We start from the raw sequence: 26713 nt of genomic DNA, 5'->3' as shown, positions 1-26713 counted from the left end.
CGCCCATCATACTGACATGAGGCAAGCTTATACAGGCTTGCTGCTGCCAGATAGTGGCAGGATAAGATTTGCCGGGCTTTGCCGAAGCCGTGCGCCCGCGTCTTTAACCGCGGGCGCTCATCGAAATCCTCAAACCTTCGAATTGCCGGCCAGCATGGAGCGGATGATGCCGGCGGTTTTCTCCGCCCCGTCGAGATCGAGCAGGACCCTCCCGCGACGCGGTGCGGCGAGCGCCTTTTCGACGGCTTCCTTCACATGGCCCGGCGTCAGTCCCTCTTCCGGCAGGATGTCGGCGAGGTCAAGCGCCTGCAGCCGTTCGGCGCGCACCGTCTGCTCGGTCTCGCCGCCGGCGACGAAGGGGATCAGGATCGCCCGGCACTGACTGCGCAGGAGGTCGCCGACCGTGTTGTAGCCGGCCTGCGAGATCGAGACCTTGGCGCCGCGCAGCAGCGAGGGAAAATCCTTGCGGAAGCGCACCAGCGTCACATTCGCCGGCGCATCCTGCGACAGCGCGGCGAAATCGGCCTCCGGCAGGTTCGGTCCCGCGATCAGCAGCCAGCGTAGATCGGCCGGCAATAACGCCGCCGCCTCTTTTGCCGCGCCGATCAGCGCCGCGCCGACCGCACCGCCGCCCGCCGACGCGATGATGTCGAAGGCCTCAGCCGGTTCCGGCGCCGGCGGTGCGGCGACGAGGCCGGTATAACGTACCCTGTCGGCAATCTCTGCCGTCAGCGGGAAGGTGTCCTCGAGCCTGACGAAGCCGGGATCGCCGTGGACGAGCACGGCGTCGAAATGATCCCTGACCAGGGCTGCGGTTTCCGCGTCGCGGCCGGCCTTGCGATTCTCCTGCAGGATGTCGCGGACCGAGCTCAGCAGCTTCGGCCGCGGTTCGGCTTTCTCGATCGCCGCGAGCAAAGGCAGCAGTTCGAAGCGCATCTGCCGCCGGCCGAAGGGGAAGGCTTCGATGATGACGACATCGGGCCTTGCGGCATGAAGGGCCTCGAGCAGCAGGTCGCGGCGGGCATGGAGGAAATCCTCGCCCACCGGCCGGCCATCGGCATCGGCAAGGCCGGAAAAGCCGGAATTGCTGGCGACGACCGCCGGCAGCGCCACGGTCTTGACGCCCTCGCCGGGAAAGCCCGGCACCGGCAGGCCGCCGGTCACGACAGTGACGTCGAAACCGTCCTTAACGAGCGCATTGGCGATGCGGCTGGCGCGGGCGATATGGCCGATGCCGAGCAGGTGCTGGACGTAGAAGAAGATACGTGGTGCCGTCATGACGCCTTCTGCCATTCGGCCTCGAACAGGCCGCTGAGCTGTCTGATGCTGGAGTGATAGTCGAAATCGTCGCGCACCCGCCTTTCGGCGGCGTCGCCGAGGCGCTTGCGCAGCGCCGGGTCGCGGATCGCCGCCTCCAGGGCTCTGGCCAGCAGCGCCGGATCTTCCGGCGGCACGACGAGGCCGTTTTCGCCGTCCCTCAGAAGTTCCGGCACGCCGGAGACTTCGGTCGAAATGCAAACCAGCCGCTGGCTCGAGGCTTCCACAAGCACGTTTGGCAGGCCGTCGCGGTCGCCATTGGCGGCGATCCGGCAGGCGAGCGCGAAGAGGTCGGCGCGGCGATAGTGATCGAGCACGTCTTCCTGCGCCAGGGCGCCCTTCCAGACGATGCGGTCGGAAAGGCCGAGTTCGCTGGCCAGCGCCTTCAGCTTCGCCAGCGCCTCGCCGCCGCCGATATGCTCCATGCGCCACTGCAGATCGGCGGGCAGCAAGGCGAGGGCGCGCAGCAGCACGTCGTAGCCCTTCTTCTCGACGGCGCGGCCGACGCTCAAGATGAAGGCGGGATCGTTCGGATCATCGCCGGTCCGCCGCGAACGCTCGCCGGCAAAATGACCGAAACGCGCGAGGTCGAGACCGTGGTAACTCAAGTGCACCGCATCCTTGCGCGATGTCAGGGTGCGCATGTGCTCGTAGCCCGCCCGGGTGCAGGTGACGGTCCAGCGGGCGCGGTTCAGTTTTTCGGTGAGCTCCCAGTCGGGCGACGTCCATATGTCCTTGGCATGCGCCGAACAGCTCCAGGGCGTGCCCGTCAGGATGCTTGCATATTCCGTCACCGAGGCCGGCGTGTGGATGAAATGCGCATGCAGCCACTCGCCTCCATCAGGCCATTCGCGCCCCAGCACCAGCGCCTGGCCGAGACGGCGGAAGCGGTTGCGCGAGAGGTCGCGTGGCAGATCGGCCAGAAACCGTTTGATCAGCGCCTTGAAGCCGGGTTTGGAGAAACCGGCGATAAAGCCTTTGAGCACGCGGATCGGCTCCTCGTGCAGATATTCCGGCAGGTAGACGACGCGCGCCTTGATTTCGTCATGCACGGGATGGCGCTTTTTGTCGGTCGGCCGGCGCATCGAAATCAGCGTCAGGTCGAAGCCGGCCTTTTCGAGGCCGAGCAGCTCCTGGGCGATGAAGGTTTCCGAAAGGCGGGGATAGCCTTTCAGCACGACGAGAATCTTGCGGCGTGGCGGCAAGGCTTGGTCCTATTCCGCGCCGACGAGGGCGAGGTGGCTGGCGCGGCCGTCGATCCATCGGCCGACGGTCTGCGAGATGTGGTCGAGCCCTTCGAGATGCATATTGCTGCCGCTCTTCGACGGCGGCAGGCGGGAGGGCAGGCGCTTCAGCGCCTCAGCCATGATGGTGGGATCGACCGATTGTTCCGGCAGCAGCATGTCGACGAGGCCGAGCTCGCTGGCGCGCTTGGCGCGCAGCAGCTGTTCCTCGCGCGGCTTGACGCGCGGCACGATGAGGGCCGGCTTGTCGAAGGAGAGGATCTCGCAATAGGTGTTGTAGCCGCCCATGGCGACGACGCCGGTGGCGCCGTCGATCAGTTCTTCCATGTGGTTGTCGAACTCGATCACCTCGATATAGGGGATGGCTTCGCCCTTCTGCACCAGCTTGGCGCGCTCGGCCGCCGGCATATAGGGCCCGAGCACGACGAGCGCCTTCTGCGTCAGCGTCGGATCGGCCTCATAGGCATTCATCACGTCGTGGACGAGATCGGAACCATCGCCGCCGCCGCCTGTCGTGACCAATAGGTAATTATCCTTGCGGGCGTGGATCGAGGTTTTGCCCTTGGAAACGCTGCGCTGCAGGAAGCCGACAAAATCCATCTTCCGGCGCAGGCTGGCCGGCACGTCGAGACCGATCAGCGGGTCGTAGAAATCAGGCGGGCCGTAGACCCAGACGCTGTCGTAATATTGGTCGATCTTCTGCATGATGCCGTTTCTCTTCCACTCGGCATCGAGCAGAGGCGGCGCGTCCATGATCTCGCGCAGCCCGAGCACCAGCACGGTGCCGCGAGCCTTGAGATAGGCGAGCGTATCCTCGACCTCGCCCTTCAGCCCCATCGGCTCCTTGTCGACGATGAAAATATCGGGCTGGAAGGTCTCGGCGGTGTGGCGAATGCTCGATTCGCGCATCTTCAGCGTTTCGTGCAGGTCGATATGGCTGGCGAGCGACGTATATTCGCCGTTGCGCAGCTTGATGACGCTCGGGATTTTCACGAAGTCGACGCGGGCGCGGTAGTCGAAGGCGCCGGCGATCGTCGCGCCCGAAATGATCAGGATGTTGAGGCCGCGATAATCCTCGACCAGCGCATGGGCGATGGCGCGACAGCGGCGCAGGTGGCCGAGGCCGAAGGTGTCGTGGCTGTACATGAGGATGCGTGCATCTTCGAGACGTCTGGCCATGGGTGTTCCCTCCGGGGTGAACAACATGCGTTAGTACCCCCACCGTCCGGAGGCCACGAGGCGGGGGCGGTGCCGTGCGGCGCCGCCGGGTTTCCTGCTATTTGTAGGGATCTGCCGCATCGCGCAAGCCGTCTCCCAGAAAGTTGAACGCCAAAATGACAAGAACAACAGGAATGATCGGAAAGAGCAGCCAAGGATAGAAGGCGATGACGCTGACGCTTTTTGCCTCGGTCAGCAGAATGCCCCAGCTGGTGATCGGCGGGCGAAGGCCGAGGCCGAGGAAGGAGAGCGCGGTCTCGCCGAGGATCATGCCGGGGATCGAAATCGTCGCCGAGGCGATGAGATGCGACATGAAGCCCGGCACCAGATGGCGGCCGATGATGCGCGGCGTGCTGGCGCCCATCAGCTGGGCGGCCTGCACGTAATCCTCCTCGCGCAGCGCCAGAAGTTTCGAGCGCACGGCACGCGCGAGCCCGGTCCAGTCGATGATGCCGAGGATGACGGTGATGCCGAAATAGATGACGATCGGGCTCCAGGTCACCGGCATGATCGCGGCGAGCGCCATCCACAGCGGCAGGCTCGGCAGCGATTGCAATATCTCGATCAGGCGCTGGACGATGAGATCGAAAACGCCGCCCCAATAGCCGGCAAGACCGCCGATGACGATGCCGAGCACGAAACTGATGGCGATGCCGATCAGGCCGATCGTCAGCGAGATCCGCGCGCCGTAGAGGATGCGCGAGAGCACGTCGCGGCCGAGCCGGTCGGTGCCGAGCAGGAACATCTGGCCGCCGATTGACGGGCAGACGAGGTGATAGTTCGAGGCGACGAGGCCCCAGAATTTATAGGAATCGCCGCGGCAGAAGAAACGGATCGGCTGCACGTCGTTCGGCCTGTCGGTATAGACGCGATGCAGCGTATCGAGGTCGAGCGTCATGCTGCGGCCGTAGACGAAGGGGCCGACGAATTCTCCCTTGTCGAAGAAATGGACGCGCTGCGGCGGCGCATGAATGAAATCGACATTGCGGGTGTGCAGGCCGTAGGGCGCCAGGAACTCGACGATCAGGATCATCAGGTAGATTGCGGCGAGAAAGATGCCGGAGACCAAGGCCAGCCGGTGCTGCTTGAACTTCCACCACATCAGCTTCTTCTGCGAGGCGAGATGGATGCGCGATTGCGCCGCCGTCATGGTTTCGGTCGCATGCGGATCGAAAGGTGCGGTCGAGACGTAATGCGGCAGCGGCGCGCCGGGTGCGGGAAGGGGCGACATTATTTGGTGCTCCTGCCTTGCAGACGGATGCGGGGATCGAGGAAGCCGAGGGCGATATCGGAAATCAGCACGCCGATGACGTTGAGGAAGGCGAGGAACATCAGGAACGAGCCGGCGAGATACATGTCCTGGCTCTGCAGCGCCTTGATCAGCATCGGCCCGGTCGTTTCCAGGGACAGCACGATGGCGACGATCTCCGCACCCGAGATGATCGACGGCAGGATCGAGCCGATATCGGCGACGAAGAAGTTGAGCGCCATGCGCAGCGGATATTTGACCAGCGCCCGCATCGGATGCAGGCCCTTGGCGCGTGCCGTCGTCACATATTGCTTCTGCATCTCGTCGAGCAGGTTGGCGCGTAAGCGACGGATCATGCCGGCCGTGCCCGCCGTGCCGACGATGATGACGGGGATCCACAGGTGGGAGAGGATCGAGCGCGCCTTCTCCCAGCTCATCGGCGCCGAGATGTATTGCTGGTCCATCAGATGGCCGATCGAGATGCCGAACCAGATATTGGCGAAATACATCAGGATCAGCGCCAGCATGAAGTTCGGAATGGCGATGCCGAGCAGGCCGAGGAAGGTCAGGCCGTAATCACCCCAGCTGTACTGATGCGTGGCCGAATAGATGCCGATCGGAAAGGCGATCAGCCAGGTGAGCAGGATCGTCGTGAAGGAGACGAGGATGGTCAGCCACAGCCGGTCGCCGACGACGTCGGACACCGGCAGCTGGTATTCGAAGGAATAGCCGAAATCGCCGTGCAGCATGCCGCCGACCCAGTAGAAATAGCGCACGATCTCCGGCTTGTCGAAGCCGTATTGCTGGCGCATCTCCTCGATTTCCTGGAGATTGGCGGTCTCCCCGGAGGCGCGCAGCTCGGCGATCTGGCTCTCGAAGAAGTCGCCGGGCGGCAGTTCGATGATGGTGAAAACCAGCGCTGAAATGACGAAGAGCGTCGGCACCATGGCGGCGATGCGCCAGAGAATGTATCTGAGCACGCCTCAGGCCTCCTTGTACCAGAATGCATCCGGCATGTAGATGCCGAGATAGGAGGTGGGATCGAAGCCGTAGAGGGCTTTCTCCGGCAGGTTCTGCAGCTTGGCGGCGCGAAGGATCGGCTGCAGCGTGCTGTTGATCAGGCCGATTGAAAACACCTGCTGCGTATAGAGCGACAGCATCCTGTGCCAGATCACCTGACGCTCCTCGAATTCGGCCGTCGAGCCCCATTGTTTGAGCAGGTCGACCAGTTCGGCCGCCTCCGGCAGGTCGGGTGCGACACCCTCCTGGCCGGCGGAGAGGTAATGCATGCCCCAGAGCGGCCATTGCAACTGATCGTCGAGCGTCGGCGCCAGGCCCGAGGGCGACATGTCGGCCGTCGGCACGCCATTGTCGAGGCCGTACCAGATCGACATCATGATCGTGCCGCTCATGGCGCGGTTGCGGAAGACGTCGCGCTGTGAGGTGCGGGTATAGAGCGCAAGGCCGATATCGGCCCAGTGATCGTGCACCAGCTCCAGCACGTCGGTATCGAGGTTGCTTTCGCCGGCGGTCTCGACGGTGATCTCGGCGCGCCGGCCGTCCGGCAGCAGCCTTATGCCGTCGTCGCCACGTCTGGTCAGGCCGAGTTCGTCGAGCAGGCGGTTGGCCTCATCGGGATCGAACTTGACGAAGGCGTCGGCATATTCCTGCTTGAACAGCGGGCTGTCGGGCAGCACGGTATCGGCGCTCGGCGTGCCCAGGCCGTAGAAGGCGACCATGTTGATCTCGTGCCGGTTGATCGCCAGCGACAGCGCCCGGCGCAGGCGAACGTCGCGGAACAGGCCGCGCCACACCTCGTCGGCGCAGTTGAGGTTCGGCAAGAGCGTGATGCGCGAGCCGCGCGCCACCTTCCAGAGATTGACCTTCACCGGAAAGCGCTTTTCGGCCTCCTTCAGGAAGGTGTAGTCGTTGAAATCGATGCCGGTCGCCTGCAGGTCGGCTTCGCCCGCACCCGCCTTGGCGGCGATGATCGACGAGGAGGAGACGTTGAGGACGAAACGGTCGAGATAGGGCAACTGCCGGCCGGTCTCGTCGACCCGGTGGAAGAACGGGTTGCGCTCGAAGACGAACTGGTCGGCCGGCAGCGCCGTGGTGTTGCGCCAGGGATCGAGCGTCGGCAGGTTGGGATTTTCAGGCCGGTAGGAACGGGCCATCTTGATGTGCAGATCCTGCCACTTCTTGACGCGGCTGGTCTTCATCATCTGTTCCATCTTCGCCTCGTCGGGCTGGAACTTCTTATGGAATTGCTTGAGGTAATGCGCCGGTCCGAAGATGACGAGCGGCTGGGGACCTGCCAGCGTCGGCAGGAACATCGGATTGGGTTTTTCCCAGGTGTAACGCACCGTCAGCGGATCGAGCATCTCGAAGCGCGGCAGGCTGCCGTGCGGGCGAAGCTCGAGCGCGCCGCCGCCCGGCGTCAGCTTGTCGTTCAGGATGACGTCTTCCCACCAGTAGCGGAAATCGTCGGCGGTGAACGGCTGCCCATCGGACCACCTATGGCCTTCGCGCAGCGTGAAGGTGAAGACCGTATCGTCCTCCGAGCGGAAGTCGGCAAGGATATCCGGCTGAAACTGCAGGTGCTTGTCGTAGCCGATCAGGCGGGAATAGCCGTAGATCGTCATGAAGCGGATGTCGCGCTGGCTGCCGATGATGGTGCGCACCGTGCCGCCATAGGCGCCGGGTTCGAGCCCCATCTCCTTGAGATTGACGATGCGCGGACGGGCGGGAATGCGCTCGGCCATTGCAGGCAGGCTGCCTGCGGCCAGCCGCTCTTTGAGGAATTCCGGCTCGACTATCTGCTCGGCGCGAAGCACCGCCGGTGCGATCGCCGCCCCGACAAGGCCGCCGAGAAAGGTGCGACGCGTCACCATCAGCGCAACTCCTTGGCCGTAGCACCCTTGCGGGCGCGCACCAGATGGCCGTCGCCGAGATCGGCATAGGCAAGCTCGGAAGCATCGTCATGCTCGGCGGTGAAGGTCACGCCCCAATTCTGCTTGTCGGCGGCGCCGTTTTCCCGGAGCGCCTTGAAATCGAGCGGCCGGTCGAGATCGGGGAAGGGGACGGCGGCGAGCAGCGATTTCGTATAGGGATGCACCGGATCGCGCAGGATGATTTCGCGCGGCGCGATCTCGACGATGCGGCCCTTGCACATGACGGCGATGCGGTCGGCCATGTAATCGACGACGGCGAGGTTGTGCGAGATGAAGAGATAGGTCAGCCCCAGCTCCTTCTGCAGATCCTTCAGGAGGTTGAGGATCTGCGCCTGGACGGAGACGTCGAGCGCCGAGACCGGCTCGTCGAGGATGACGAGTTTCGGGCCGAGGGCAAGCGCGCGGGCGATGCCGATGCGCTGGCGCTGGCCGCCGGAGAAGCTGTGCGGGTAACGGCTGAGATAACGCTTGTCGAGGCCGATCGCCCCCATCAGCCCCTCGACCTTGCGCTTGCGCTCATCACTGTCGCCGCGATCGTGGATCTCCAGCGGTTCGCTGAGGATGTTGCGCACCGTCATGCGCGGCGACAGCGAGGAGACCGGATCCTGGAACACCATCTGGATCTTGGTGCGCATGTCCTGCAGCTCGTCGCCCTTGACGGCAAGCACGTCGATGACATCCTTGCCGTCGTTGAACACGACCGCGCCGCTGTCGGGTGTGATGGCGCGCATCAGGATCTTGCTGAGCGTCGTCTTGCCGCAGCCGGATTCGCCGACCAGGCCGAGACATTCGCCGCGGCGGATGTCGAAGCTGACATCGTCGACGGCGCGCAGGACGGTGGCCTCATGCTTGCCGAGGAGACTGCGCTTGCGCGTCTTGTAGGTCTTCGAGAGATTGGTGACCGACAGCAGCGTGCCCGGCGCCTCCGCCTGCAGCGGCTTCTTCTTGCCGACGAGAGTCTCGAGATTGACCGGCACGTCGCGCAGCGCCTTCAGCCGTTCGCCGGGTTTCATGTCGAAATGCGGAACGGCGGCCATCAGGGCCTTGAGATAGGGATGCTGCGGATTGCGGAAGATCGCCTCGACCGGCCCGGCTTCCATGATCTCGCCGTGATAGATGACGACCACCTCGTCGGCCATGTTGGCGACGATACCGAGATCGTGGGTGATGAGCAGCATCGCCATGCCGAGCTTGGCCTGCAGGTCGCGCAGCAATTCCAGGATCTGCGCCTGGATCGTCACGTCGAGGGCCGTCGTCGGCTCGTCGGCGATCAAGAGCGCCGGCTTGCAGATCAGCGCCATGGCGATCATCGCGCGCTGGCGCATGCCGCCGGACAATTCGAACGGATACATGTCGTAGGTGCGGTGCGGATTGGAAAAACCGACGAGACCGAGCATTTCCTCGGTCTTCTCGCGCGCCTCCTGCTTGTCGATCTCGGTGTGGATCAACAGCACTTCGCTGATCTGGTTGCCGACGGTATGCAGCGGCGACAGCGAGGTCATCGGCTCCTGGAAGATCGTCGCCATGCGCCGGCCGCGCAGATCGCGCATTTCCTCGCTGTCGCGCGACAAGGAGAGGATATCGGTCGTGCTGCCGTCGAGCGGATCGGTGAAGAGGATGCTGCCCGATGCCTTGGCCGGATTGGGCAGGATGCCCATGATTGCCTGGCTGATCACCGATTTGCCCGAGCCGGATTCACCGACGAGAGCGGTGACCTTGCCCGGAAGGATGCGGAGATTGGCTTCCTTTACGACACGCAGCCGGTCGCCGAAAACGGAGAAGGAGACGTCGAGATTCTCGATACGCAACAAATCGGCAGCGGACGCCATACCAATGATATTCCCCAGTCTTCTATGTTCCCTTTCAGGCACACTATCGTACCGCAAACGGGGTGTCTAGTTGATGACAATCAAGGGGATATCGCCGCCTTTCGCCGTGGTCATCCGGACGAAACACGCAGTCTTATCGGCGTCAGCCTGGCGTCTTACTGGATGAACTTCTCCATGCTTGTGCGCTTGACCTGTTTCTTCGCGTCCCGGTGCAGCAGGATGACCTGCTCGGCTTCGGAAAGCCCGTTCTGCACGGCCTCGCGGAAGTGTTCGTCGACATGGAGCTCGGGGGCCGGCGCGCGCGGCTGCAGCACCGTCACCTTCTGGCGGATGCCGCGCAGCTTCTCTTCGCCGAGCCGCGTCCACTCGCCGCCGCAATAGCCGGCGAAAGCCTGGCTGGCGACGACTTCGCGGCCATATTTCTTGGTCAGGATCTGCAGACGCTGCACCTCGTTGACCGCCGATCCGAAGGCGGAGAAGGTCAGGCGGTCCTTGAGGCCGACATTGCCGAACATGACGTTGCCGACATGCAGGCCGATGCCGTAGCCGATCTTGCTGAGACCCTTCTGCTGGCGGTCGTTGTTGAGCTCGGCCACCCGCGCCTGCGCCTGGTGGACGGCCGACAGCGCTGCCTCGCAGGCGATTTTCGAGGGGTCTTTGTGGCGGCCGCAGGGATAGACGGCCAGGAAGCCGTCGCCGAGGAAGCTCAGGATTTCGCCGCCATTACGGTTGAAGGGGGCGGCGATCGCGTCGAAGAACTGGTTTAGCGTGTCGATATAGGCCTGCCGGCCTTCCTTTTCGGCATACATGGTGGATTCGCGCATGTCGCCCATGACGAGGGCGGCGCGGATCGTCTCGCCGTCGCCGCGGCGGATCTGGCCGTTCAGCACCCGCTTGCCGGCGTCGCCGCCGAGATAGGTGGTCAGCATGTTGTTGGCGAGCTTGCCGAGCACCGCCATCTTGGCGGCGACCGCCAGATGGTTCTGCATTCTCAGCAGCGCGTCGATCATGTCGTCGGAAAAGCCGTTATTGTGGTCGGTCGACCACGAGCCCATCATACCCTGCACCGAACCGTCGCCGAAGGGCTGCACGAAGGCAAGGTAATCGGTGATCTTGTCCTTGCGCAGATCCTCGAAGATCGGGAATTCGGCCGGCCCCTCCTGCGACAGCCGGCGGCGGATGTGCTGCAGGTTGTTGTCGAGCAGGTAATAATAGGGGCTCTGCAGGAAGCGGTCCGGCTTCTGCCCGGCCGGCATGCGGAAGCCCTCGATGGTGACGCCGCTGGCGCGCCGCCAGGTGAAGCTCAGCGCGTCGTAGAGCGGATGCAGCATCGAAAAGGTCAGATGCACGCGGGCGATCGGCAGGCCGGCGGAGGCAAGCCTTTCGCAGAAGCCGCGCACGATGTTTTCGAGGTCATCGCCTGCCAGCGAGGAATTCGTCAGCCATTCGGCGACGCGGTCCAACAGGATGGAGGACACGCTGGTTTCGATCGTGCTCATTCTCGGTATGATCCTCATAAGGCACGCCATCCCCAAGAGGCAAAAATCCCTCGGCCGGCACATTTTCATGCGCAGGTCACAGGGAAATCAGGATGTACGAGCGGTATTATTGTGTCAACGATCTGCCGAAAGCCCGGCAGCAGCGCCCCTCAGCTCCCCCGGGCGGGGACCGGACGGGTGGTCCTTTCACAGCGGTTCATTATCAAAAGTCAAAATAGGGATGCTGCAAATGCGAAACAATGGGAGCGGGATTTTTTTGTGCGCTGAAGTTGCAACAAAGGATTGTACCGGGGCATTTCGGCCACACCCGGCTAAGGATCTTGAGCAGTCACCCCCTCCCCAACCCCTCCCCACAAGGGGGAGGGGCTTAACTTGCGGCAGTGCCTCACTCAAAAATCATCGCCGAGAACGCTGAGGCCGAAAGAGGGCAGGCCGACGCCGCGAATTAGTCCCTCCCCCTTGTGGGGAGGGGTTGGGGAGGGGTTTTAGGTCGCCAACTGCGCGTAATTGCCCCGAAGAGAAGAGCAAGACCTGACATCGGGTTTAATTTGCCGAAATCATGCATTAGATCAGCGTTCTGAATTTCTCGGTTTGAAAGATCCCGCCTTGGCCACTTCCACCTTCGATACGCTTTTGCAGAAGATCGAAACCCGCGCGGCGCGCGCCGGCGTCATCGGGCTCGGCTATGTCGGCCTGCCGCTGGCGATCGCCGTGGCGCGCAGCGGTTTTGCGGTCACCGGCTTCGACATCGACCCTTCCAAGATGGTGGCGCTCGATGCCCGCCGCTCCTATATCGATGCCGTCAGCGATGCAGCCCTTGCCGCCGAGATCGATGCCGGGCGCTTCCAGGCGACGACCGATTTCGCCGGTCTGGCCGCCTGCGACGTCATCATCATCTGCGTGCCGACGCCGCTCACCAAACATCGCGATCCCGATCTGTCCTTCGTCGAGGCGACGTCGCGCTCGATCGCCCAGCATCTGCGCCCCGGTCAGCTCGTCGTGCTGGAATCGACCACCTATCCCGGCACCACCGACGATATCGTCAAGGTCATCCTCGAAGGCACTGGGCTGAGATCCGGCGCGGATTTCTTCGTCGGCTTCTCGCCGGAGCGCGAGGATCCCGGCAACCAGCATTATCACACCGCCACCATCCCGAAGGTCGTCGCCGGCGACGGGCCCGAGGCGCTGGCGCTGATGAAGGCGTTCTATGGTGCGGCGGTATCGACCGTCGTGCCTGTTTCCTCGAATGCGACGGCCGAGGCGGTCAAGCTCACCGAGAACATCTTCCGTTCGGTCAACATCGCCCTCGTCAACGAGTTGAAGACCGTCTATGCGGCGATGGGCATCGATGTCTGGGAGGTGATCGAGGCGGCCAAGACCAAGCCCTTCGGCTATATGCCCTTCTATCCCGGCCCCGGCCTCGGCGGCCATTGTATCCCGATCGATCCCTTCTACCTCACCTGGAAATCGCGTGAATACGAGTTGCCGACCCGCTTCATCGAGCTTGCCGGCGAGATCAATTCGGCAATGCCGCGTTATGTCGTCGGCAAGCTCGCCGAAGCGCTCGACATCCGCGCCGGCAAGGCGCTGAGCCGCAGCAAGGTGCTGGTGCTCGGGCTCGCCTACAAGAAGAACGTCGCCGATATCAGAGAAAGCCCGTCGCTGCGGCTGATCGAGATCATCGAGGAGCGCGGCGGCCGGGCCGACTATCACGACCCCTTCGTCGCCGAGATCCCGCCGACGCGCGAACACCAGGCCCTGAAAGGCCGCAAATCGGTGGCGCTGACGCCGGACGCCGTTTCCGGCTACGATGCCGTGCTGGTGGCAACCGACCATGACAGCGTGGATTATGCGGCGATCGCAAAAGGCGCGGCACTGATCATCGACACCCGCAACGTCTTCAACCGGCTCGGCCTTTCGGCCGATCATGTCATCAAGGCGTGACGGCAACGCCGGAGAGCGCCTTGCCGGTCATCCGGCTTGCGGCCACCGCATAACCGCCCGATGCGCCATCGATGAAATGCATATGGTCGCGCGAAATCGGCGTCGGCACGAAGCAGGTCATCAGCGCCGAAGCCTGCCGATGCAAGCCGTAGCGGGCGATGCCCTTTGCTCGCGCCGCTTCCAGCAGCGCCTCGATGCGTTTCAGGTGCTCGGCATCGACATCGACCGTCATCTTCAGCCCGTCGTCGAACTTGCGGAAATCGGAATTGCCGGCGACGTCGTTTTTGTAGCGGCGCGCATCGAAGCGGCCGAGCGGAATGCCGAGCTTGTAGCAGACGACGGTGACGGCGAGCTGCAGGAAGATGATCAGTTTCTGGCGTAGTCGCCGGCCGGCCGGCGCCGTGGCCTTGGCCTCGCGATTGATGCCGTGCAGCGAGAAGGCGAAATCCGGGCCGCCGGCCGGCACCGGATGGCTGCCGCGGTTCTGCTCGCCGGTGATGGCGACGATGCCGTTGACGAGGTCGCGGAATTCTTCGCCCGGCCGGCCTTCGCCGGGAACCGCGATGATCGAGACGATCTCGCCGTTCTGCGCGTCGATCGGGCTCCAGCGGCAGGAAAGGCCGGCGAGATCGGGCCGTGTTCCCGGGGCCGCCCGCTCTATACCGTAATGGCCCTGCTTCATCTGCCGCTCCGCCCAGCTGGTGCCGCCGCCCCAGAACATCGCATAGGTGACATAGGGGCTTGCCGAGTAACGCGCGACGCGCACATCGAGCCCCTCGGCGCGGGTATCGGCGACCGGAACGATGGCGACGCGCAGCATCAGGCCGAGATCCTCCTCGACCCAGACCTGCACGGCGGCAAGCGCTTCGCGGGCCGTCTGCTCGAGCCCGCCCGGCAGCGCGATCAGCGCCCCGTCGCCGCCGAAGACGAAGGGATAGTCGCCCTTGCCGACGGCGTTCAATACCGCCGAAATGACGCTGGCGCCCGCCATGTTGACGTCCTTGTACCGGCCGCCGGCGATCGCCTGGGTCGAGCCGACAATATCGGCCAGCGCCAGCACCCAGCCATCCGGCAGCGGCCGGTAGTTGGCGGCATCGGTCACGCCCTCGAAGGCGCTGAAGAGCGGCACGGCGGCAAAGAATTCTTCGTCGGTCACGGTTTCCATGTCATCGACCTTAGCACAGACCCATGTTGGTGCTGCAACGCCAATTCCCATTTACGGCAATCGACTTGGCAAGGTTTCAGTGTTAGCACGCGCTCACGATTTCATGACGGATACGGATCTAGATGAGCCGCCTCGACAGCTTCATTCGCCGGTTGACGGCTCAGCGCGATATTTTGAACGCGATCATCGACCTGGTCGCCGAAATCGACGGCCCGGTGCTGGAATTCGGCCTCGGCAACGGCCGCACCTATGATCACCTGCGCGAGCATTTCCCCGGCCGCCGCATCATCGCCTTCGACTGGGAGGTCCGCTCCTATTCGGCCTCGACCCCGGAGCCGCAAGATATGGTGACCGGCAATATCCGCGACTCCGGCCAGGCCTTCCTCGGCATCGGCGCGGCCCTCGCCCATGCCGATATCGGCACCGGCCACGACGAGATCGACGCCGTGACACTGACCTGGCTGCCGCAGCTGATCGCCGGCGTGCTCGCTCATAACGGCATCGCGGTCAGCGGCCTGCCGCTTGAGCATCCGGAGCTGGCGGCGCTGCCGCTGCCGGAGGGGATCAAGGAAGGGCGGTATTTCCTCTATCGCAGGACGTAAGCGATTGGGCGGGGACTGCGGCATCGGCCGCTGTCGCGATTTGCAGTGGCAGTTATTCCTCTTTTGGAGGACTTAATCCCTCACGAGGCGCAGGAATAAGCCGCAGCCGAGCGGGCTTCGAGTTTTGCCTCGAACTCGTCCGCGATTTGCTTGAGAGTCACACTGCCCAGCCGCCTCAGCAGCAGCGCCTCGGCCTCCTGCATCGCATCTGCCAGCGCGCTATTGACGGCCCGCTCCACCAGACATTGCGGCTGGTCGTCGGCGGGGCCGATGGCGAAGAGGTGAGGCTCGCCAAGGGCGTTGTAGACATCGAGCAGGGTGATCTCAGACAAGGGACGCACCAAGGTCCAGCCGCCGCCGTGGCCCTTTTCGGAGCTGACATAACCCCGTTCGCGAAGGCCGGCCATGGTGCGGCGGACGACGACGGGATTGGTGTTCAACATCTTTGCAATCATGTCGGAGGTCGCCGAATGCTCGTGCCGATCCATGTGGATCAGCACGTGCAGCATGCGGGAAAGGCGGCTGTCGTTGCGCATTGTTCCATCCTGTCGAACGAGCGGGTGATTATCGCAGGCCATCTGTAACAACACAAGTGACATGACGCTTGACTGGGCTATTTCATGTAACTTATGTTGATTCATGAAAATGAAGCACCGGAGGAGTGACAGCATGTCTTACGAAGTCATCGTCATCGGCGGCAATTTTGCCGGCCTGTCGGCTGCCATGCAGCTTGCCCGGGCGCGGCGGCGGGTTCTGCTCGTCGATGCGGGCATGCCGCGAAACCGATTTTCGCAGGCCGCGCACGGTTTTCTCGGTCAGGACGGCCGGGCACCGGCGGCGATCATGGAGGAGGGGAAGAGACAGCTTTCGCTTTATCCGAACATCACGCTGCGCGACGGCAAGGTCGTCCACGCGCAGAAGCAGGATGACCAATTCATCGTCGGCATCGATGGCGGCGGCGAAGAACGCGCTCGCCGACTCATTCTCGCAACCGGCGTCAGCGACACGCTGCCCGAGATTGCCGGCCTCGGAGACCGCTGGGGCCGCTCGGTGCTGCACTGCCCCTATTGCCATGGTTATGAGGTGAGCGGCGGCGAGCTTGGCGTCCTTGCAAACCATCCCCACTCGGCGCATTCGGACGTGATGATCCCGGACTGGGGCGCGACCACCTTTTTCACCCAGGCGCGGTTCGAGCCTGACGAAGAGCAGCTCGCGAAGCTGCGCGCCCGCGGCGTCCGCATCGAACGCAGCCCGATCGTCGAATTGCTGGGCGATAGTCCGAAACTCGAGGCGGTGCGCCTCGCCGATGGCCGCATCGCGCCGCTCGACGCCATCTTCGTCGCGCCGAAAACGGCGATGGCAAGCCCCATTGCCGAACAACTCGGCTGCGCCTTCGACGACGGTATGTTCGGGCCGGTCATCCGCACCGGCGAAAACAAGGAGACCAGCGTCAAGGGCGTCTTCGCCGCCGGCGATGCCGCAAGCTCCATGCACAGCGGCACGCTTGCCTCGGCCGCAGGGGTGCTCGCCGGCGTGCATTGCCATCAGTCGCTGGTGATGCAGCCTGCCGGATAGGTAATAAGGCGTTGAGAAGGGCTTCACGAGAGGTGATGGGGCATTTTGCGAAAACGAATATCGCAAGTTTTCGCGATCAGATATTTAGCCGTCGCTCTCCCCAACCAATTCCCATATATCCACCTTCTCCGCCCGGCCCTTCACCTGCGCCAGGCCGAGCGACCGAAACACGAAACGATCGCCGACGGCGTTATGGATGGCGGCGCTGGCCAGGATCGACGTACCGAATTCCTTGTTCAATCCCTCCAGGCGCGAGGCGACATTGATCGTATCGCCCATGGCGGTGTATTGCTGGCGCGTAATCGCCCCGAAACTGCCGACGACGGCCGGGCCTGTGTGCAGGCCAAATCGCGTGATGAGGACAGGACGGCCGTTCACTCTGTTCTCCTCGTTAAGGCCGTCGGTTGCCGCCTTCATCGCGAGCGCGCAGCGGCAGCCGTTTTCGGCATGTCTGGCATCCGCAACGGGGGCGTTCCACATGACGAAAATGGAATCGCCGAGATATTGCACGACCGTCCCGCCGTGGCGCTCGGCGATGATGTTCAGCAGCTCGAAATAGGCCGATAGCGTATCGACGACGTTTTCCGGAGAATTGAGCTCAGATATGGTCGTGAAGTCCCTGATATCGGTGAACAGCACGGTCACATCCTGCCGTTTGGCTTTGACGACCGCTCGCCCCTCGGGGCTGATGATGCGCCGAACCACTTCACGCGGAACGTAGAGGGCAAACTGGCTGATGGCATGCCGGCTTGCCGAGAGCGCGCCGGCCAGTGTGTTGATCTCCGTTATCCAGGAATGCGAGACGGGCGTCTCGCCGAGATCGAGATCGCCGATCCGCCGCGCCTCGTCGGCGAGCCGATAGAGAGAGCGGCTGACCATGCGGGAAAGCAGCACCGATGCGCCGACTCCGGCGATCAACAGAGCGCCGGCAATCAGCAGATTGCGCACGAGCAGCCGATGGGCTTCCTCCACGAGGTCTGCGAGCGGCACGACGATCACGGCCGTGCTGTCCTTAAACAGGCCTGAGACACTGACAGGGGCGATTTGCGCCAGGTGGCTTTCGTCGTCGATATCGAGCCGCGCCAAGCCGCCGCTTGCGAAGGCGGGATCTCGCCTGAGCCTGGCCACGGCTTCCAGGCTCGTGTCGAAACTGTTTGCCGTCGCGGCGAAGGCGCCTGATGTTCTCGCCCATAATCCGATGACCCTGCTCATGATCTGGGCGTCGGAATGGGCGACGAGGTTGCCGCCGCCATCGATGATGTAGGCTCGCGCATGCGGAGAAATCCCCTGCGCATTCAGCAGGCGGCCGATCGTCTGCAGGTGAATGTTGATGCCGACGACCACCCGGCCGTCATCCTTCATCGGCGCCGCGATCGTCAGCGTCGGTATATTGAGCGTTCCGGTCACATAAGGCCCGACGGAAACCGGCACACCGTCCTGGACGACGGATTGGTACCAGGGACGTTGCCGCGGATCGAAGGATGCGTAGTCGATATCCCGCTCGCCGATCGGACTTGCCCGGCTGTCGAGAAAGCGAAGCGTCGATATGACATTCGCGCCTTGTCTCTCCGCGATCGTTCGGATCGCGAAAGCCGTGCCATCGGGCGCCGCCAGCGCCTGACGCACATCCTTTCTGGCCGTGTTGATGACCTGCAGATAGGAGCCATCGGGATAGCCGGTGTAAACGCTCGTCGCCTCGGGGACGTTTCGCAGAACCTCGAGAAAGACTTCCTGTTTTGCCTTGATATCCTGAGACGGCGGGGAAATGAGCTGCGGCAGGGTCGATGCCAGCGCCACCGCCTCGGTGCCGCCCTGAAGCGCACTTTTGTATCCCTCGATCAGCCGCAAGCTCATCTCGCGCATCTGCTGCGCGCCGGCGTTCACCGCAGCCGCGCTTCCCTGCCAGAATGCCATCCAGATGATGGGCATCGACGTGCAAAGCAGCGACGCGACGACCAGGACGCCGAGATGCACTCTGAGCGGTTTGGACCAGCGCACGAGATTCCCCTCAAAATGCGGATACGTCTCAGCGCACCTATCGTCCCGATGCTCGTCCACCCGTGCGAAATGAGCGTCCCCAACGATGCCAGCTAACTGCTTTTTTCGGGCTTGCACAAGGCGTCGATGTCAACACGTGGGCGTTGATGTAAGCAAAGCGCTGCCTGAAGCATGCAGACTTCTTGCACGCATTACGTTCGAATTGTAAGCGTTTCCACCGGAATGACTATTTGAGTCAAGACGGCGTCAGAGCTTGCGATGCTTGCATCAGGTGGAAATTGGGGCATTTCAAATGGGGTTTGGTGAAGCTATTCGAACAGTTTTTAAGAAGAAGTACGCGACTTTCTCCGGTCGGGCTTCCCGCTCGGAATATTGGTGGTCCTATCTCTTCTATTTTCTGGCTCTGCTCATTTTTGTGATTGCAATGAATGGGATCTTTGCCGCGTTCATTTTGGGAGGTGGATCCACGTCACTGATGATCGCTGTCACCATCATCGGTGGGTTACTTGTTCTTGCAGGTTTTTTGCCAGCGGTAGCCGTCCAGGTTCGTCGCTTCCATGATCGCAACATTTCCGGTTGGTGGTATCTCGCGCTGTTTATCCTGTGCATGACGCCATATATCGGGATCATTGCGGGTATCACGATCCTCGTGATCAGCGTGCTGAGGGGCACCGAAGGCTCGAACAAGTTCGGGCCGGATCCGCTGCGTCCCGAAGTAAGAGTCGAGGTCTTCGCCTAGAGCGTGACCTGTACAGCGTCGGCCCGCTCCAAGTGATGAATGGGGCCTGCGCTGCAGGCTCGTCTCTTAAAAAGCCGGGCCGGCATTGGCGCAGAACTGCGCCAGCGCCGGCTCGAAACAACCGGCTTATTGCAATTTCTGCGTTTGAATTGTAGCTGTTTTTATCTGAAGTTACTATCGCACGCAGTATGCTGATGAAATCGTTGGCTGCCGCGCCTGCAAACAGAAATGGGGGCATTTCAAATGGGGTTTACTGAAGCTGTTCGGACTGTTCTGAAGCAGAAGTACGCAACCTTTTCCGGCAGGGCATCCCGCTCGGAATATTGGTGGTTCATGTTGTTTTATTTTCTGACACTGTTCGTACTTGGGTTTCTGGCCGGTGTGCTCTCCTTCGTTACCAGTGGGAGCGGAGCCGCGTCACCAGTTAGCTACGCTGTGGTCATCTGCGGGTTGGCCATCCTCGCAATTTTTTTGCCGCTGATATCTCTGACCGTTCGCCGTTTCCATGATCGCAATATTTCCGGTTGGTGGTATCTCGCGCTCGTCATCGTGGGCATTATTCCCTATGTCGGTGTGGTCACTGGCCTTGCGATCTTTGTTATTTCCGTCCTTCCGGGCACCGAAGGTCCGAACAAGTTCGGGCCGGATCCGCTGCGTCCCGAAGCGCGTGCAGAGGTTTTTGCCTAGAGCATGGCCATCCGCAACGCCGGTCTGCTGGCGGCTCTGTTCCTGGCCGCCTCGGCTTCATTTCCGCCTGCGCGGGCGCAGGACAGCGATCGTCCGATCAGCGCGGTCGGCACTGAATACGCCTCGCAGTGCCTGCTGAACGGCGTGCACTGCAAGCTTGTCTACGGCGATGCGTCGGAGAAGGCCAATGCAGCCTCGGGCACGACACAGGACAAGCGGTCATCACAACGCAAGCCGTCCTTTGCCATTCGCGAGCCGGTCATCGACGGGCCTCTGGCGGTCGGCATGGTGCTTGTCGGCCTGGCGGTGGCGATCGGCCTATGGATGCGCTTCGGCAATGGCGGCGTGCTGTTGTCGTCAGCTCCACGTGACATCAAGCAGCGGCAGGGGGAGGCGCCGGCGAGCTGGCGCACCGGCGCCGGCGCGGCTGAGGAGGAGCCGAACGACGTCTTGCAACGCATCGCGGCCATGGCGGATCGACAGCAGGCGCTCATCCTGCTCTTGAGGCATTGCCTGCTGCACGCCGCCGATATTACGGGAACGCGGCTTTTCCGCTCCGATACGGAGCGCGCCGTGTTTGCCCGTCTGCCGAACTCGATGCCCGACCGCGAGCGGCTGGCAAATCTGCTGACCGCGGTGGAACTTGCTCATTACGGTGGGCGTGCCGTTGCGGAAAGGCATTTCGGCGTCCTTCTCGCGACGGCCCGCGACCTGCTGTCGACCGGCAGATTAGCCCATGCGTAGCTCGGCCCCGATGCTGGCGCTGGGCCTGTTGCTGGTGCTGGCGGCGCTGGCAATCTTCGCCTTGTCGCGGGGCAGCGATTACGACCGCTCGCCCCTCGGCAACAAGGGATTGGAATTGTGGCTGCAGGCCAAGGGGATCCCCGTCCTCCGATCCGACCCGCATGTCGTCCAGGCACGTTCCGAAGTCTCGCTGCGCATTGTTCCTCTGTCGATACGCCAAGGCGAGGTCGCATCCCAGCCGGGCGATGAAACGGATGACCTGAGCCCGGAAAACCCGGCTGAGGAGGCAGGCCGATACGCGCTGCCGACGCTGATCGCATTGCCGAAGTGGCGCAACAGCGTATCGACGGAGGGTGTCGCCGGCAAATCGGGGCTGGTTGATTTCAGCGATATCAGCAACGAACTCGACAAGATCGGCTACTCGGATTTCGGTTTCGCCCGCAGCGAGACGGGTTTTGAAGAGGCACAGCCGCACCTGCAGCCGGGCCAGCCGATCAAGATCGCTCTCTACCAGCCGCAAACCTTCGAGCGGTCGAGCCTCCCGGAAGGCTGCGAGGAGATTGCCGGCATGCCGCTGGGGGCGCTGCTGTTGCGGTGCGACGATACCCCTGAGGTCTATCTGCTCTCGGATCCCGACCTGTTGAACAATCACGGGCTGGCTTTGGCCGATAACGCCGCCTTTGCCGTCTCATTGGTCCAGTCTCTCCGCGGCGCCGGTGAGACGCGGCCGGTCTACCTGGATACGGCCGGGCGGCCCCTGGATGACGAGGCGACGGTTGACGAAGGGCAGTCCTATGAGCGCTCCACCGCCGATCTGAAGCGGTTTTTCGTCTATCCCTTGTCGGTCATCTGGGGAACCGTGCTCGTTGTCGCGGCGATCTCTTTCTGGCGCGGCGCCTATCGCTTCGGGCCGCCTTTGCGCGAGGCTTCGGCAAATATCGAACTGTCGAAGACCGCCGCGATCGAAGCCACGGCGCGGCTCCTGCGCCTGTCGGGCAATGACGGCCGGATGACGGGCCAGTTCGTGCTGCATCTGCTTGCCGACAAGGCGCAGCTGCTTTTCGGTTCCGGCGCCGGAAATCAGGCAGGCATCGCGCGGCTGTTTCAACGCCTGGCGCGGCACGACAAGGCGAAGGCGCAGGCATTGCACGCCACGGCCGAGGCGCTGATCGAACGCGGGCATTTGATGACGCGGTCGGACCTGCACCGCAATCTCGAGACATTCAGAAAATTGCTAGGGAGTTTTGAGTTTGGATCTCAGTGAATTTCGCGATCTCATCGCTACGGTTCGTGGCGAAATCGGCAAGGTGGTACAGGGGCAGGACGCCATCATCGATCTCGTTCTGATTTCGATCTTTGCCGGCGGGCACTGCCTGGTCGAAGGCCCGCCCGGCACGGCCAAAACCCTGCTGGCCCGGTCGGTCTCCGCTGCCATGGCGCTGGATTATCGCCGCATCCAGTTCACGCCCGACCTGATGCCGGGCGATGTGCTCGGCGTCAATCTCTTCAACTTCCAGACCAATCAGTTCCACCTGACCAAGGGTCCGGTCTTTACCGACATTCTGTTGGCCGACGAGATCAATCGCGCGCCGCCGAAAACGCAGTCCGCGCTTCTCCAGGCGATGAACGAGCGGATGGTCACGATCGACGGGACCGATTATTCCCTGGGGTCGGATTTCTTCGTGCTCGCCACGCAGAACCCGATCGAACAGCAGGGCACCTATCCTCTGCCCGAAGCGCAGCTCGATCGCTTTCTGTTCAAGCTTGTCGTCGATTTTCCCGACCGCGATACGGAAATTGCCATTCTGTCCAGGCATGCGGATCAGGCCCTGAAAGCGGATGTGCGTAATGCCGGCATCCGCCCGCTGGTGACGAGTGCGGCGCTCGCCGCGGGCCGCGCATTGATCGATGCGATCCATCTCGACAAGACGATCCTGACCTATGTTGTCGATCTGGTGCGCGCTACGCGCTCCGATCCCGATATTCTCTATGGCGCATCCACGCGCGCGGCCGACGCTCTTGCCGCAGCGGTCAGAGTGCGCGCCGCCTTCGAAGGCCGGGATTACGGCTTGCCGGATGATGTTCAGGCGTTGCTGGTGCCTGCGCTTCGCCATCGCATCATCCTCTCGCCTTCGGCGGAAATTGACGGCCGCATCCCGGACGAGGTGCTGGCCAATATCAAGAACCGCGTGGATGCGCCTCGTTAATGCGGCCATCCCGATATCTGATCGCGCTCGTTCTGATCCTGGCTGCGGTGACGGTCTTCGTCAGCGTATGGTGGCGCGATATGGGTTACCCGCTGCTCTTGCTGTGGGTCGCGCTTGCGGCATTGACGGCAGGCGATCTGGCGATGTCGGCCTTCTCAGGCCGAATGACGGTGGAATTCGAGCTGCCGCCGCAAGGCTTTGTCGGCCACACCGCCGAGTTTACGGTGGGGGTTCGACCGCAGAAGGGGGTGGTGCCGGATAATATCGGAATCCGGCTCGATTGCGCTCCCGAGCTTGTCATCGGCGAAGGCAGATCGGCGAGCCCCGCGTCGCCCGCCGGCGAGAAAGTTTTCCGGGCCGCTTTCGATCTTCGCCTGACGCGACGGGGACGATACGCGGTCCATGAGCTGTGGCTGAAATGGCCATCGCGGCTGAGGCTGCTCGACATTATCGCGCGCATGCCCGTGGGAAAAGAGATCGCCGTCCTGCCCGATGTATCGCCGGTGCTGTCGGGAGCGATCAGAACCCAGATCCTGCCGCTGGAAGCCGGCCAGAAGGATTTGCGGCTGCGCGGCGAAGGATCGGAATTCCATCAGCTGCGCGAATTTGCCAGCGGCATGGACCCGCGCAGCATCGACTGGAAGCGGTCGGCGCGGATGCGCAATCTCGTCGTGCGCGAGATGAGGGCCGAACGAAACCACCAGATCATATTGTGCGTCGATTCCGGACGGCTGATGGCCGAGCAGCTCGGCGGCTTCGCCAAGCTCGATCGCGCCATCAACGCCGCTCTGGCCATGTGCTGGGCCGCAGGACTTGCCGGCGATCTCGTGGGCTTTTACAGCTTCGACAGCCGCCCGCGCCTGTTCGTGCCGGCCTTGCCCGGAAGAGCCGCCTTTCCGCGGCTGCAGACGGTTTGCGCCGATTTGCGTTACGAAACCCAGGAAAGCAATCATACGCTCGGACTGATGCATCTGTCGGCACGCTTGAAGCGACGTTCGCTGATCGTGATATTCTCCGATTTCGTCGACAGCGTCACGGCGGAGCTGATGATCGAGAACATTCAGGTGCTCGCCCGGCATCACTTCATCGTCTACGTCGCCTTGCGCGATCCGGTGCTGGCAAAGCTGACGGAACCCGAGGAGATGAGCTTGGACGCTGTGGCCCGCTCCGTGGCGGCGCGCCAGATCCTCAACGAGAGGCGCACCGTCATGGAGAAACTGGCGCGTCTCGGCGTGCTCTGCCTCGACAGCACACCCGAGGCGCTGACCTCGGATCTTATTGCCCGCTACATCGAAATCAAATCCCGTGAGATGATATGAGCGATATCGGTATCGACGGCAGGACAGAGACGGGCGCGCCGGCAAACGGCGCCATCCAGACCGATATGCTGCGCTCGGCACGCTTTCGCATGGAGCGCGAGGCGCATTGGCGGCAGCTGGACGAACTCGTGACGCGGGCGGAGAAGGGCGGCGCGGCGACGCTCGGCTATGATGAGGTGCGCAACCTCGCCGGCGGCTACAGGCAGGCGATGAATTCGCTGAGCGTGGCGCGCGACATTTCCCTGGATCGCGCGCTGATCGCCTATCTCGAAAGCCTCTGCGCCCGGGCCTATCTCGTCGTCTACGCGCCGCAGGAAAGCCTCGGCGGCCTGATCAGCCGCCTGCTGGTCCACGGCATTCCGCAGGCGGTGCGCCGATCGGCGCTGCCCCTGTTCATCGGCTTCCTGGCGCTCATTCTGGGGGCTGCCGCCGGATATAAGCTCTTCACCCACGACCCGAGCTGGTTCTATACGTTCGTGCCGCCCGAAATGGCCGATCAGCGCACCCCCGGCGCATCGGCCGATTATCTCCGCTCGACGATCTATGGCAATGAAGGGCATGAGAGCGACAAGCTCGCCGCATTTTCCGCATTTCTCTTTTCCCACAATACGAGCATCATCGTCCTGACCTTTGCCCTCGGTGTTTTCGTATCGGTGCCGAGCTTTATCCTGACCTTCTACAATGGCCTGATCCTGGGTGCGTTTTTTGCGATGTTTTCCGGCAAGGGGTTGGGCTACGACGTGTTCGCCTGGCTGTCGATTCACGGCGTCACGGAACTTGCGGCCATCGCCATTGCCTGTGCCGGCGGTGCAAGGCTCGGCCTGGCCGTTCTGCTGCCGGGCGCGCGCACGCGCAGGGAGGCCTTGCGCCACCAGGCCCATGACGCCGTCAAGCTCGCCATCCTTGCGGCACTGATGCTTGTCGCGGCCGCCTTCATCGAAGGGTTTCTGCGCCAGCTGATCCAGGATCCGGTATGGCGTCTTACCATCGGCTGGGGGATGGGTGTCTTCTGGGCGAGCTGGCTGCTGCTTGGCGGCCGCGAAAGCAAAGTCTTGCCGGGAGCCCGGCGATGAGCCAGTCAGTGACGGACGGCAAGCGCACCGAGCAGTTCCTTCCGCCCGAGGGCGTGCCGATCAATTTCGCGATCGCCTCGCTCGGAACTCGTTTCGGCGCGCAATTCCTCGACATCCTTTTGACCGCCCTCGTCATCTTCATTTGTACCGCCGTCGTCATCTTCACCGGGCTCCTGCCCGCGAGCGCCGATCTGATGCTCGGCGCCTTGCTCGGCTTTTTGCTGCGAACCCCCTATTACATTCTCTCGGAGCTCATCTGGAACGGCCGCACGCTCGGAAAAAGAATAACCGGCATTCGCGTCATCAACGCCAATGGACGGCGGCTGACGCCGCACCAGGTGACCGCGCGCAACCTGATGAAGGAGGTGGAGATATTCGCTCCCATCGGCCTTTTGTCGACGCTCGACTCTCAGTCCGCCTGGATGAACGGTCTGACCGGCTTCTGGCTCCTGGCCGTCGTCATCGTTCCGCTCGCCAACCGGCGCCGGCAACGACTTGGCGACATCATCGCCGGTACCCTGGTGGTCGACAATCCGCGCTCGGTGCTGCTCGCCGATCTCGCTGTGTCCGCGCCCGCTACGGCATCGTCGCAGCCGGCCTTCGATTTCCAGCCCGAACATCTCGACGTCTACGGCAAATATGAGCTGCAGACACTGGAGGACGTGCTCCGCGACTCGACGAAGAACCCGGGCAATGAAGAGATCGCCAAAATCGTACGCACCATCACCAGAAGGATCCGCTATCCGGATCCCGTCAAGACCGGCCAGGAACTGGTTTTCCTCAACGACTTCTATCGCGCTCAGCGCGAGCATCTGGAGAGCTTGAAGCTTTTCGGAACGCTGCGGGAGAACAAATATCACGACCATTCCAGGACAGAGGCGAAGAAACTTGTTTGAGGCATGCCGCGCGGCTGTCATAGCGCTTCTGCCGATCGAACACGGAAATGCGCGAAGTTGTATTGCGCTCAGAAATTGTAATTTAGGGGTAGTATAATGAAGTTGCGTAATTTCGGCGCTATCGCGCTTGTTCTTGCTACGGCGGGTCATGCTCAGGCTGACGATCGCACAGCCGGAATAGCAAGCTCCTTTCGTACTATCACGAAAGGAGCTTGCGGTTTCAACATGACGCCAGCATCAGCATTGAGGGCTGCAACCACTCTTGGAATGTCGGATCTTCGCGAGCCATTGATTCCGGCGATGCTTGCCGTTTGCCAAGAGGTAATAAATGGAAACAAAAGCCAAACCATTGAGATCCGCGTTCCCGACAACCGCAACGTGACGCGCAAAGTCACCCTTGAAAGAGCCAAGTGGTGGCAATGATGATGTGCCTCTCAGCAGGAAACATCGTTTGATG

Annotated in this window: 23 protein-coding genes; 12 read left to right on the top strand and 11 right to left on the bottom strand. The window is 62.6% G+C overall.

The features are described 5' to 3' along the window. Positions 1–129: 129 nt before the first annotated feature. From CO671_RS15585 to CO671_RS15550, 8 genes are all read right to left on the bottom strand, one after another. Positions 130–1278 (bottom strand): glycosyltransferase, encoded by a 1149-nt coding sequence (locus CO671_RS15585; RefSeq protein ID WP_097606751.1) that lies wholly within the window; start codon positions 1276–1278, stop codon positions 130–132. Then, on the bottom strand, positions 1275–2522 hold the full coding sequence (locus CO671_RS15580) for a glycosyltransferase (RefSeq protein ID WP_097606666.1): 1248 nt from the start codon (positions 2520–2522) through the stop codon (positions 1275–1277). The genes CO671_RS15585 and CO671_RS15580 overlap by 4 nt, the downstream gene beginning before the upstream one ends. A gap of 9 nt (positions 2523–2531) precedes the next feature. Then, the gene (locus CO671_RS15575; RefSeq protein ID WP_097606665.1) at positions 2532–3740 is read right to left on the bottom strand and encodes a glycosyltransferase family protein; all 1209 of its coding nucleotides are present in this window, start codon (positions 3738–3740) and stop codon (positions 2532–2534) included. A 97-nt stretch (positions 3741–3837) separates the two neighbouring features. Next, on the bottom strand, positions 3838–5010 hold the full coding sequence (locus CO671_RS15570; RefSeq protein ID WP_170964833.1) for an ABC transporter permease: 1173 nt from the start codon (positions 5008–5010) through the stop codon (positions 3838–3840). Further along, positions 5010–6008, bottom strand: a complete 999-nt coding sequence (locus tag CO671_RS15565; protein WP_040111305.1) for an ABC transporter permease — start codon at positions 6006–6008, stop codon at positions 5010–5012. Before CO671_RS15565 ends, CO671_RS15570 begins: the two co-directional genes overlap by 1 nt. A gap of 3 nt (positions 6009–6011) precedes the next feature. Continuing rightward, positions 6012–7919, bottom strand: coding sequence for an ABC transporter substrate-binding protein (locus tag CO671_RS15560; RefSeq protein WP_097606664.1), 1908 nt, complete (start codon positions 7917–7919; stop codon positions 6012–6014). Then, positions 7919–9808, bottom strand: coding sequence for an ABC transporter ATP-binding protein (locus tag CO671_RS15555; RefSeq protein WP_097606663.1), 1890 nt, complete (start codon positions 9806–9808; stop codon positions 7919–7921). Before CO671_RS15555 ends, CO671_RS15560 begins: the two co-directional genes overlap by 1 nt. Positions 9809–9963: 155 nt before the next feature. Beyond that, positions 9964–11307, bottom strand: a complete 1344-nt coding sequence (locus tag CO671_RS15550; RefSeq protein ID WP_097606662.1) for an adenylate/guanylate cyclase domain-containing protein — start codon at positions 11305–11307, stop codon at positions 9964–9966. Between the two features lie 606 nt (positions 11308–11913). On the opposite strand from CO671_RS15550, the gene CO671_RS15545 reads away from it, so the two are divergent. Further along, positions 11914–13251, top strand: a complete 1338-nt coding sequence (locus CO671_RS15545) for a nucleotide sugar dehydrogenase (RefSeq protein ID WP_097606661.1) — start codon at positions 11914–11916, stop codon at positions 13249–13251. Here the strand turns inward: CO671_RS15545 and CO671_RS15540 are convergent. Continuing rightward, complete coding sequence (locus CO671_RS15540; protein ID WP_097606660.1) at positions 13241–14416, bottom strand: DUF3095 domain-containing protein; 1176 nt, start codon at positions 14414–14416, stop codon at positions 13241–13243. The genes CO671_RS15545 and CO671_RS15540 overlap by 11 nt on opposite strands. Positions 14417–14538: 122 nt before the next feature. Here CO671_RS15540 and CO671_RS15535 point away from each other — a divergent pair, with 122 nt between their 5' ends. After that, positions 14539–15018 (top strand): class I SAM-dependent methyltransferase, encoded by a 480-nt coding sequence (locus CO671_RS15535; RefSeq protein ID WP_097606659.1) that lies wholly within the window; start codon positions 14539–14541, stop codon positions 15016–15018. An 80-nt stretch (positions 15019–15098) separates the two neighbouring features. On the opposite strand, the gene CO671_RS15530 is transcribed toward CO671_RS15535, so the two are convergent. Further along, on the bottom strand, positions 15099–15554 hold the full coding sequence (locus tag CO671_RS15530) for an Rrf2 family transcriptional regulator (RefSeq protein ID WP_097606658.1): 456 nt from the start codon (positions 15552–15554) through the stop codon (positions 15099–15101). Between the two features lie 133 nt (positions 15555–15687). Between CO671_RS15530 and CO671_RS15525 the strand changes: the two genes are divergently transcribed. After that, entirely contained in the window at positions 15688–16593 is a 906-nt protein-coding gene (locus CO671_RS15525) for an NAD(P)/FAD-dependent oxidoreductase (protein ID WP_097606657.1), read from the top strand. A gap of 84 nt (positions 16594–16677) precedes the next feature. Here the strand turns inward: CO671_RS15525 and CO671_RS15520 are convergent, their stop codons facing one another. Beyond that, the gene (locus CO671_RS15520; protein WP_097606656.1) at positions 16678–18591 is read right to left on the bottom strand and encodes an adenylate/guanylate cyclase domain-containing protein; all 1914 of its coding nucleotides are present in this window, start codon (positions 18589–18591) and stop codon (positions 16678–16680) included. Between the two features lie 292 nt (positions 18592–18883). Between CO671_RS15520 and CO671_RS15515 the strand changes: the two genes are divergently transcribed. The 9 genes from CO671_RS15515 (at position 18884) to CO671_RS15475 (ending at position 26679) form a co-directional block, all read left to right on the top strand. Continuing rightward, the gene (locus CO671_RS15515) at positions 18884–19330 is read left to right on the top strand and encodes a DUF805 domain-containing protein (protein ID WP_097606655.1); all 447 of its coding nucleotides are present in this window, start codon (positions 18884–18886) and stop codon (positions 19328–19330) included. Between the two features lie 243 nt (positions 19331–19573). Further along, positions 19574–20017 carry a DUF805 domain-containing protein gene (locus CO671_RS15510; protein ID WP_097606750.1) on the top strand — a complete coding sequence of 148 codons (444 nt, stop codon included), beginning with the start codon at positions 19574–19576 and terminating at the stop codon, positions 20015–20017. Positions 20018–20020: 3 nt separating this feature from the next. Beyond that, positions 20021–20761 (top strand): hypothetical protein, encoded by a 741-nt coding sequence (locus CO671_RS15505; protein WP_097606654.1) that lies wholly within the window; start codon positions 20021–20023, stop codon positions 20759–20761. Then, positions 20754–22025, top strand: coding sequence for a hypothetical protein (locus CO671_RS15500; RefSeq protein ID WP_097606653.1), 1272 nt, complete (start codon positions 20754–20756; stop codon positions 22023–22025). The genes CO671_RS15505 and CO671_RS15500 overlap by 8 nt, the downstream gene beginning before the upstream one ends. Beyond that, a complete protein-coding gene (locus CO671_RS15495) occupies positions 22012–22968 on the top strand; it encodes a MoxR family ATPase (protein ID WP_097606652.1) in 957 nt (318 codons plus the stop codon). The genes CO671_RS15500 and CO671_RS15495 overlap by 14 nt, the downstream gene beginning before the upstream one ends. Beyond that, entirely contained in the window at positions 22968–24287 is a 1320-nt protein-coding gene (locus tag CO671_RS15490; RefSeq protein ID WP_097606651.1) for a DUF58 domain-containing protein, read from the top strand. The genes CO671_RS15495 and CO671_RS15490 overlap by 1 nt, the downstream gene beginning before the upstream one ends. Next, a complete protein-coding gene (locus tag CO671_RS15485; RefSeq protein ID WP_097606650.1) occupies positions 24284–25360 on the top strand; it encodes a stage II sporulation protein M in 1077 nt (358 codons plus the stop codon). Before CO671_RS15490 ends, CO671_RS15485 begins: the two co-directional genes overlap by 4 nt. Continuing rightward, the gene (locus CO671_RS15480) at positions 25357–26256 is read left to right on the top strand and encodes an RDD family protein (RefSeq protein ID WP_097606649.1); all 900 of its coding nucleotides are present in this window, start codon (positions 25357–25359) and stop codon (positions 26254–26256) included. The genes CO671_RS15485 and CO671_RS15480 overlap by 4 nt, the downstream gene beginning before the upstream one ends. Before the next feature lie 96 nt (positions 26257–26352). Beyond that, positions 26353–26679, top strand: coding sequence for a hypothetical protein (locus CO671_RS15475; RefSeq protein ID WP_097606648.1), 327 nt, complete (start codon positions 26353–26355; stop codon positions 26677–26679). Positions 26680–26713: the final 34 nt, after the last annotated feature.

This window comes from Rhizobium sp. M10, from assembly GCF_002531955.1.
Taxonomy (GTDB): Bacteria; Pseudomonadota; Alphaproteobacteria; order Rhizobiales; family Rhizobiaceae; genus Rhizobium; species Rhizobium etli_C.
Note: the sequence above shows the minus strand (reverse complement) of the source record. Positions and strands in the feature narration are given on the sequence as shown.